Origin of the sequence: Pseudomonas sp. 18.1.10, assembly GCF_024655625.1 — a bacterium.
Lineage (GTDB): Bacteria > Pseudomonadota > Gammaproteobacteria > Pseudomonadales > Pseudomonadaceae > Aquipseudomonas.
Genome location: NZ_JANLGL010000226.1, coordinates 1 through 8535 on the forward strand (window position 1 = coordinate 1; position 8535 = coordinate 8535).

Genomic DNA, 8535 nt, shown 5'->3' on the forward strand with positions numbered 1-8535 from the left:
TTGACCGCGATCCCCTGTGGGAGCGGGCTTGCCCGCGAAGAGGCCCGACCAATCACCACACAGTCATCGCCGAGTGATAAAAGCCGACAACGCCGCCACCGCCTCCGGCGACCTCAACCGCTGGGTAAACAACGCCCCCTCTTCCTCGATCACCTGCCGCAACTGCTCGCGATCCACACTCTTCATCAGTTGCTTGGTCACCTGCACCGCCCCCGGCGCCAGGTCTTCAAAACGCGCGGCCATTTCCCGCGCCCTGGCCAACGCCGCTTCGCCGCTCGCCAACGCCTCGGTGGCAATTCCCCACGCGGCGGCCTGCTCACCGCTGAAGCCTTCGCCCAACAGCAACAACTCAGCCGCCTTCGCATGCCCCAACAAGCGCGGCAGGATCAGGCTCGAACCAAACTCCGGACACAGTCCCAGGTTGACAAACGGCATGCGCAAACGCGCATCGCGGCTGACGTAGACCAAGTCGCAATGCAGCAACAGCGTGGTGCCGATACCCACCGCAGCGCCCGCCACCGCGGCGATCACCGGTTTGCGGCAGTTGAGCAGGCTTTGCATAAAGTGAAACGGTGGGCTGTCGAGGCTGGTGGGCGGCTGCTCAAGGAAGTCGCCAATGTCGTTGCCGGCGGTAAAACACGCGCTGCTGCCCTGGATCAGGACGGCACGAATAGCCTCATCCGCGTCAGCCTGTTCAAACGCCTCGGCCAACTGCGTGTACATCGCGCGAGTCAGGGCGTTTTTCTTGTCGGGGCGATTGAGCTGCAAGGTCAGCAACCCGCGTTCGCGGTACTGCAGGATGGCGTCGGTCATGGCGATTCTCGCGGCCTTGGAATTCAGCGCTCAACCACGGGGCAGGAACACATCGGCCAGCAGTTGATTGCGCGGCAGGCCCGCCAGGAACAGGCGCTTGGAAAACGCCTCGACCTGGGCGGGGTGCCCGCAGAGTAAGGCCAGCGTTTGCCGCGAAACAAGCCGCAGTTCTGCCAATGCCTGGGTCGCCTGCGCCGCCGTCCACAACTCCACCGTCAGGTTCGGATGCTGCGCAGCCAGTGCGGCCAGGGGCTCGGCCAAATAATGCCCTTGCGCATCATGGGCCAGGTGAATCACGCGAATGGCGCCCTGGTGATCCTGGCGCAACGCCTCGCGCAACACGCCCCACAATGGGCCGAGGCCGGTGCCCGACGCCAGCAGCCACAACGGCCGGGATTGCCAGTCGGGATCGTATTGCAGCGCGCCGCCGCGTAACTCGCCCAGGCGCAAAACATCTCCAACTTGCAACTGGCGGGCACGATCACTGAATTCACCGGGCTGACGGCAATCGAGGTGGAACTCCAGGAACGGCTCGTCCTGGGGCAAGCTCGCCAGGGAATAAGGCCGCGCCACCTGCCCCGCCCACAGCACCAGGTGCTGGCCGGCGCGATAACGCAGGCCGCGCTCAGGCTGCAGGCGCAGGCGCAGCACCGTCGGGTTCAGCCAATCGACGCCCACCACCTGCGCCGCCAAACCATCACGCGCAGGATCAAAGGTTTCAACCCGCAGATCACCCGTGATTTGGCACTGGCAAGCCAACCGCCAGCCCTCCTGACGCTGCGCCGGGCTCAAGGCGTCGGGCTGCTTGTCCTCAACCTCCCCCTCGCAGCGCACCAGGCACGCATGGCAACTGCCAGCGCGGCAACTGTAGGGCACGGCCACACCCGCCTGGTTCAGCGCGTCCAGCAGATTGCTGCCGGGGGCGACCGACCAGTGGCGTTCGCCGACGTGCAGTTCAGGCATATAAAGGTCTCAATCTCAGGGGATGGGCACAGGGAATCATGCCTGCGACAGTTTGACCATAGTCGGGTGTATCGGCCACCGCGCCGGGTTATACTGCCGCGCCTTTTTAGCGTCGCGCCTGCACCATTGGCGTGCCTTGGAAAGGTGGCTTCAGCCGACCGATGCAACACTGAAGCCACCTTTATTGAATGTTCCCTTATAGAGGAGCGCGACTCATGACCGTGATCAAGCAAGACGACCTGATTCAGAGCGTTGCCGACGCCCTGCAATTCATCTCCTATTACCACCCCGTTGATTTCATCCAGGCCATGCACGAAGCCTACCTGCGCGAAGAATCGCCAGCGGCCCGTGATTCCATCGCCCAGATCCTGATCAACTCGCGCATGTGCGCCACCGGCCATCGCCCGATCTGCCAGGACACCGGTATCGTCACCGTGTTCGTGCGCGTAGGCATGGACGTACGTTGGGATGGCGCCACCATGGGCCTGGACGACATGATTAACGAAGGCGTGCGTCGCGCCTACAACCTGCCGGAAAACGTCCTGCGTGCATCCATCCTGGCCGACCCGGCCGGCGCGCGTAAAAACACCAAGGACAACACCCCGGCGGTCATCCACTACTCCATCGTCCCGGGTAACACCGTGGAAGTGGACGTGGCGGCCAAGGGCGGCGGTTCCGAGAACAAGTCGAAAATGGCCATGCTCAACCCGTCCGACTCGATCGTTGACTGGGTGCTCAAGACCGTTCCGACCATGGGCGCCGGCTGGTGCCCACCGGGCATGCTCGGCATCGGCATCGGCGGCACCGCCGAGAAAGCCGCGGTGATGGCCAAGGAAGTGTTGATGGAATCCATCGACATCCACGAGCTGAAAAAGCGCGGCCCGCAGAACCGTATCGAAGAGATGCGCCTGGAGCTGTTCGAGAAGGTCAACCAACTGGGCATCGGCGCCCAGGGCCTGGGTGGCCTGACCACCGTGCTCGACGTGAAGATCATGGACTACCCGACCCACGCCGCTTCGTTGCCGGTGTGCATGATCCCCAACTGCGCCGCCACCCGTCACGCGCACTTTGTGCTCGACGGTTCGGGCCCGGCGTCGCTGGAAGCGCCACCGTTGGACGCCTACCCGGAAATCGTCTGGGAAGCCGGCCCATCGGCCCGCCGCGTCAACCTCGACACCCTGACCCCGGAAGAAGTGCAGAGCTGGCAGCCGGGCGAAACCGTGTTGCTCAACGGCAAGATGCTCACCGGTCGCGACGCTGCGCACAAGCGCATGGTCGAGATGCTGAACAAGGGCGAAACCCTGCCGGTGGACCTCAAGGGTCGCTTTATCTACTACGTCGGCCCGGTGGATCCGGTGCGCGAAGAAGTGGTTGGCCCAGCCGGCCCGACCACCGCGACGCGGATGGACAAGTTCACCCGTCAGATCCTGGAGCAAACCGGCCTGTTGGGCATGATCGGCAAATCCGAGCGCGGCCCTACCGCCATCGAAGCGATCAAGGACCACAAGGCGGTGTACCTGATGGCCGTGGGCGGCGCCGCCTACCTGGTGGCGCAAGCCATCAAGAAGTCCCGCGTTGTCGCCTTCGCCGAACTGGGTATGGAAGCGATCTACGAGTTCGACGTGAAAGACATGCCGGTCACCGTTGCGGTGGACAGCAAGGGCGAATCCGTACACATCACCGGTCCTGCCATCTGGCAGAAAAAGATCAGTGAAAGCCTGGCGGTAGAAGTGCAGTAAGCGCTTCCCCCGCAAGGAAAAAGGCGACTGCGGCCCCAAGGCCCAGTCGCCTTTTTTATGGCTCACACGATTCACCTGTGGGGACGGGCTTGTGTGGGAGCGGGCTTGCTCGCGAAGGCGGTGTGTCAGTCAGTACATCTGTTACTGATGTACCGCATTCGCGAGCAAGCCCGCTCCCACAAAAGCCCGCTCACCACAAGATCCGGGCACCCATGGTATGGTGCACTCCCCTCATTGCGCCTGTTCATCACCGTATGATCGTGATCCCTCGCCCCCTGCGCCTGACCTTCTACTCCCTGCTGATTATCGCCGGCGCGCTGCTGGCCGCCGCCTTGGCCACCCGCCACGCCGAACGCCAGGCCCTGGTGGACGACGCCGCCCGTGCCAACCAGCAACTCGCGCTGTACGCCAACTCCCTGCACACCCTGATCGAACGCTACCGCGCCCTGCCCGCCGTGCTGGCGCTGGACTCGGAAATGATCAATGCGTTGAAAGGCCCGTTGGATGCCACCACCCAGGACGTGCTCAACCGCAAGCTGGAGCGCATCAACGGCGCCGCGCAGTCGTCCACCCTGGAGTTGATGGACCGCACCGGTCTGGCCGTGGCCGCCAGCAACTGGAACCTGCCGAGCAGTTATGTGGGGCACAACTATGCGTTCCGCCCGTATTTCAGCCAGACCCTGAGCCAAGGCACCGGGCGCTTTTACGCCGTCGGGGTGACCACCGGGGTGCCGGGGTATTTCCTCTCCAGCGCGGTGGTGGATGAGCACGAGCAGTTCCTCGGCGCCATGGTGGTCAAGCTGGAATTTCCCGAACTGGAACGCGAATGGGCCCAGGGCAACGACCTGCTGTTGGTCAGCGACGCGCGTGGCATCGTGTTTATCGCCAATCAGCCAGGCTGGCGTTATCGCAACCTGCGGCCGCTGTCGGCCACCGATCTGGCCGAGCTCAAGGCCACCCGCCAATACGACAGGAAACAACTGGAACCCCTGGAGACCGAGGCGCTGCAACGCTTTGACGACAACAGCCACCTGGTGCGCGTCAACGGCCCCGACGGCAAGGCCAATTACATCTGGGAATCCCTGCCGCTGAAAGCCGAAGGCTGGACCCTGCACCTGCTGCGCAAGCCGCAGTTTGCCTTTGAGGACCAACGCAACGCCGGCCTCGCCGCCGCAGGCTCGTGGCTGGCGCTGGTGTTCCTCGTGCTGTTTCTCACCCAGCGCTGGCGCCTGGCCCGTTTGCGCCAGCGCAGCCGCGAAGAGCTTGAGCAACTGGTGGAAGAACGCACCCAGGCCCTGCGCACGGCCCAGGACGGCCTGGTGCAGTCGGCCAAGCTGGCGGCCTTGGGGCAGATGTCCGCCGCCCTCGCCCATGAGATCAACCAACCGCTGACCGCCCAACGCATGCAGTTGGCCACCTTGCGCCTGCTGCTCGACCACGGCCGTGTGGACGACGCCTATAAGGCCCTCACCCCGCTGGACGAAATGCTCACGCGCATGGCCGCGCTCACCGGCCACCTCAAGACCTTTGCGCGCAAAAGCCCCAGCGGCCTGCGCGAACGCCTGGACCTGGCGCTGGTGGTCGATCAATCCCTGCACCTGCTCGACGCACGCCTGCGCGACGAGTCCATCGGTGTGGTGCTCGACCTGACCCGCCCGGCCTGGGTGCGCGGCGACGCGATCCGCCTGGAACAGGTGCTGATTAACCTGCTGCGCAATGCCCTCGACGCGATGGCCACCACCCCGCGCAAACGCCTGGAAATCCGCCTGCACGCCGACCAGCAACTGTGGCAGCTGACCGTCAGCGACAGCGGCGGCGGGATCGCCGAAGAGCACCTCAACAGCGTGTTCGACCCGTTCTTCACCACCAAGCCGGTGGGTGACGGCCTGGGCCTGGGGCTGGCGGTGTCCTACGCCATCGTGCACGAACTCGGCGGGCGCCTGATCGCCGGCAACCGTGGCGACGGCGCCGTCTTCACCCTGACCTTGCCCATCGCGCTGGAGACGCCCGACCTATGCTTAACGCAGTGATTGTGGTGGATGACGAAGCCAGCATCCGCACGGCCGTCGAACAGTGGTTGAGCCTGTCGGGCTTTGAAGTGCAGCTGTTCAGTCGCGCCGAAGCATGCCTGGCGCAATTGCCCAGGGACTTTGCCGGGGTGATCCTCAGCGATGTGCGCATGCCCAGCCTCAGCGGCCTGGAGCTGCTCGCCGAAGTGCAGCGCCGCGACGCCGACTTGCCGGTGATCCTGCTCACCGGCCATGGCGATGTGCCGATGGCGGTGGAAGCCATGCGCGACGGCGCCTACGACTTCCTCGAAAAACCCTTCAGCCCCGACGCCCTGCTCAACAGCCTGCGCCGGGCGCTGGACAAGCGCGGGCTGATCCTGGAAAACCGCCGCCTGCATCAACAGGCCGATCATCGGTCGCAGTTGGACGCGACGCTGCTCGGCGTGTCCCGGGGTTTGCAGAACCTGCGCCGGCAAGTGCTGGACCTGGCGAGCCTGCCGGTCAACGTGCTGATCCGCGGCGAGACCGGCAGCGGCAAGGAACTGGTCGCACGCTGCCTGCATGACTTCGGCCCACGGGCGAAAAAACCGTTTGTCGCGCTCAACTGCGCGGCGATCCCCGAGCAACTGTTTGAAGCCGAGTTGTTCGGCCACGAAAGCGGCGCGTTCACCGGCGCCCAGGGCAAGCGCATCGGCAAGCTGGAATACGCCCACGGCGGCACGCTGTTCCTCGACGAAATCGAAAGCATGCCCCTGGCCCAGCAAGTCAAACTGCTGCGGGTGCTGCAGGAGCAGAAACTCGAGCGCTTGGGCTCCAACCAGAGCATCCATGTGGATTTGCGCATCATTGCCGCGACCAAGCCCGACCTGCTGGAAGAAGCCCGCGCCGGGCGTTTTCGTGAAGACCTGGCGTATCGCCTGAACGTCGCGCAGCTGCGCCTGCCGCCGTTGCGTGAGCGGCGTGAAGATATTCCATTGCTGTACGACCACTTCGCCCACAGCGCGGGCGAACGCCTGGGCCGCACGGCGCAACCGCTGAGCGGCGCGCAACTGGGGCGCCTGCTCAGCCATGACTGGCCGGGGAATGTGCGCGAGCTGGCCAACGTCGCCGAACGGCAGGTGCTGGGGCTGGGCGAGCCGGAGCCGGAGGTAATCGAGGCCGGGCAGTCGCTGGCGGCGCAGCAGGAAGCGTTTGAGGCGCATTGTTTGAAGGCGGCGCTGACGCGGCACAAGGGCGATATCAAGGCGGTGCTGGCGGAGTTGCAACTGCCGCGGCGGACGTTGAATGAGAAGATGCAGCGGCATGGGTTGGTCAGGGAGATGTTTCTCTAGCGGCCTTTAGTCCGTCTTCGCGGGCAAGCCCGCTCCCACAGTTTGATCTGTGAACACATTCCCCTGTGGGAGCTGGCTTACCTGCGATGAGGCCAGCCGCCATAAGCGGATTTCCGCTCATCACCCCCCATTCATCAGCAACTTTCCGCTCAAAAAAATCCCCCAACCCTTCTAGACCGGGCCTTCATCCACCTGGCACAGCTCCTGCTATAGCCCCAGCCAGGCTGTGCCCAGGCACGCTCCATAAAAACAACTAGATGAAGGATCCTTCAATGGATAACTCCAACACCCTGCCTCTGGGGTCGGCGGCCGCGCCGGCAACAGAGCGCACCACCTCCAGCCGTATCAAATCGATTTTCAGTGGCTCCGTCGGCAACATGGTCGAGTGGTACGACTGGTACGTCTACGCCGCGTTCTCGCTGTACTTCGCCAAAGCCTTCTTCCCCGCCGGTTCCTCGACCGCACAACTGATGAACACCGCCGCGATCTTTGCCGTGGGCTTCATCATGCGCCCGATCGGCGGCTGGTTGATGGGCATGTACGCCGACTACAAAGGCCGCAAGGCCGCACTGATGGCCTCGGTGCTGTTGATGTGCTTCGGCTCGCTGCTGATCGCCCTGACGCCCGGCTATGACACCATCGGCATCGGCGCGCCGATCCTGCTGGTGCTCGCGCGCTTGCTGCAAGGCCTGTCGGTGGGCGGTGAGTACGGCACGTCCGCTACCTACCTGAGTGAAATGGCGACCAAGGAACGTCGCGGTTTCTTCTCCAGCTTCCAGTACGTGACGCTGATCTCCGGCCAGCTCATCGCCCTTGCGGTGTTGATCGTCTTGCAACAGACCCTGACCACCGAGCAGCTGTACGCCTGGGGCTGGCGCATCCCGTTTGCCATCGGCGCGCTGTGCGCAGTCGTTGCGCTGTACCTGCGTCGCGGCATGGAAGAAACCGAGTCGTTCACCAAGAAGGAAAAAGCCAAGGAAAGCGCGATGCGCACCTTGCTGCGCCACCCCAAGGAAGTATTGACCGTGGTCGGCCTGACCATGGGCGGCACCCTGGCGTTCTACACCTACACCACCTACATGCAGAAATACCTGGTGAACACCGTCGGCATGAGCATTTCCGACTCCACCACCATCTCGGCGGCGACGTTGTTCCTGTTCATGTGCATCCAACCCCTGGTCGGCGGGCTGTCGGACAAGGTTGGCCGCCGCCCGATCCTGATCGCGTTCGGTATCCTCGGCACCCTGTGTACCGTACCGATCCTCACCACCCTGCACACCATCCAGACCTGGTGGGGCGCGTTCTTCCTGATAATGGCAGCGCTAATCATCGTCAGCGGCTACACCTCGATCAACGCCGTGGTGAAAGCCGAATTGTTCCCCACCGAAATCCGTGCGCTGGGCGTCGGCCTGCCGTATGCGCTGACCGTCTCGATCTTCGGCGGTACGGCTGAATACATTGCGCTGTGGTTCAAGAGCATTGGCATGGAGACGGGTTACTACTGGTACGTGACCGCGTGTATCGCGGTGTCGCTGGTGGTCTACGTGACCATGAAAGACACCCGCAAGCATTCGCGGATTACCACGGACTAACAACCTGATGCAGTAGAAAAAACTGTGGGAGCGGGCTTGTGTGGGAGCGGGCTTGCTCGCGAAGGCGGCGTGTCAGTCGACATCTTTA

The 8535-nt window shown here is 63.7% G+C and carries 6 protein-coding genes; 4 read left to right on the top strand and 2 right to left on the bottom strand.

Going from position 1 to position 8535, the window contains the following annotated elements:
- Positions 1-63 precede the first annotated feature (63 nt).
- On the bottom strand, positions 64-813 hold the full coding sequence (locus tag NUV89_RS25145; RefSeq protein WP_257783450.1) for an enoyl-CoA hydratase-related protein: 750 nt from the start codon (positions 811-813) through the stop codon (positions 64-66).
- 30 nt (positions 814-843) lie between these two features.
- Positions 844-1776 carry an iron-sulfur-binding ferredoxin reductase gene (locus tag NUV89_RS25150; RefSeq protein ID WP_257783451.1) on the bottom strand — a complete coding sequence of 311 codons (933 nt, stop codon included), beginning with the start codon at positions 1774-1776 and terminating at the stop codon, positions 844-846.
- A gap of 215 nt (positions 1777-1991) precedes the next feature.
- On the opposite strand from NUV89_RS25150, the gene NUV89_RS25155 reads away from it, so the two are divergent.
- The 4 genes from NUV89_RS25155 (at position 1992) to NUV89_RS25170 (ending at position 8447) form a co-directional block, all read left to right on the top strand.
- A complete protein-coding gene (locus NUV89_RS25155) occupies positions 1992-3515 on the top strand; it encodes a fumarate hydratase (RefSeq protein ID WP_016971118.1) in 1524 nt (507 codons plus the stop codon).
- 254 nt (positions 3516-3769) lie between these two features.
- On the top strand, positions 3770-5545 hold the full coding sequence (locus NUV89_RS25160) for an ATP-binding protein (protein ID WP_257783452.1): 1776 nt from the start codon (positions 3770-3772) through the stop codon (positions 5543-5545).
- Positions 5530-6855 carry a sigma-54 dependent transcriptional regulator gene (locus NUV89_RS25165; RefSeq protein ID WP_257783453.1) on the top strand — a complete coding sequence of 442 codons (1326 nt, stop codon included), beginning with the start codon at positions 5530-5532 and terminating at the stop codon, positions 6853-6855. The genes NUV89_RS25160 and NUV89_RS25165 overlap by 16 nt, the downstream gene beginning before the upstream one ends.
- Before the next feature lie 272 nt (positions 6856-7127).
- Entirely contained in the window at positions 7128-8447 is a 1320-nt protein-coding gene (locus tag NUV89_RS25170; RefSeq protein WP_257783454.1) for an MFS transporter, read from the top strand.
- Positions 8448-8535: the final 88 nt, after the last annotated feature.

Bases quoted from the DNA above. Each gene is read 5' to 3' on its own strand.
- NUV89_RS25155 (WP_016971118.1), top strand. From the start codon at position 1,992: ATGACCGTGATCAAGCAAGACGACCTGATTCAGAGCGTTGCCGACGCC.
- NUV89_RS25150 (WP_257783451.1), bottom strand. From the start codon at position 1,776: ATGCCTGAACTGCACGTCGGCGAACGCCACTGGTCGGTCGCCCCCGGC.
- NUV89_RS25145 (WP_257783450.1), bottom strand. From the start codon at position 813: ATGACCGACGCCATCCTGCAGTACCGCGAACGCGGGTTGCTGACCTTG.
- NUV89_RS25170 (WP_257783454.1), top strand. From the start codon at position 7,128: ATGGATAACTCCAACACCCTGCCTCTGGGGTCGGCGGCCGCGCCGGCA.
- NUV89_RS25160 (WP_257783452.1), top strand. From the start codon at position 3,770: ATGATCGTGATCCCTCGCCCCCTGCGCCTGACCTTCTACTCCCTGCTG.
- NUV89_RS25165 (WP_257783453.1), top strand. From the start codon at position 5,530: ATGCTTAACGCAGTGATTGTGGTGGATGACGAAGCCAGCATCCGCACG.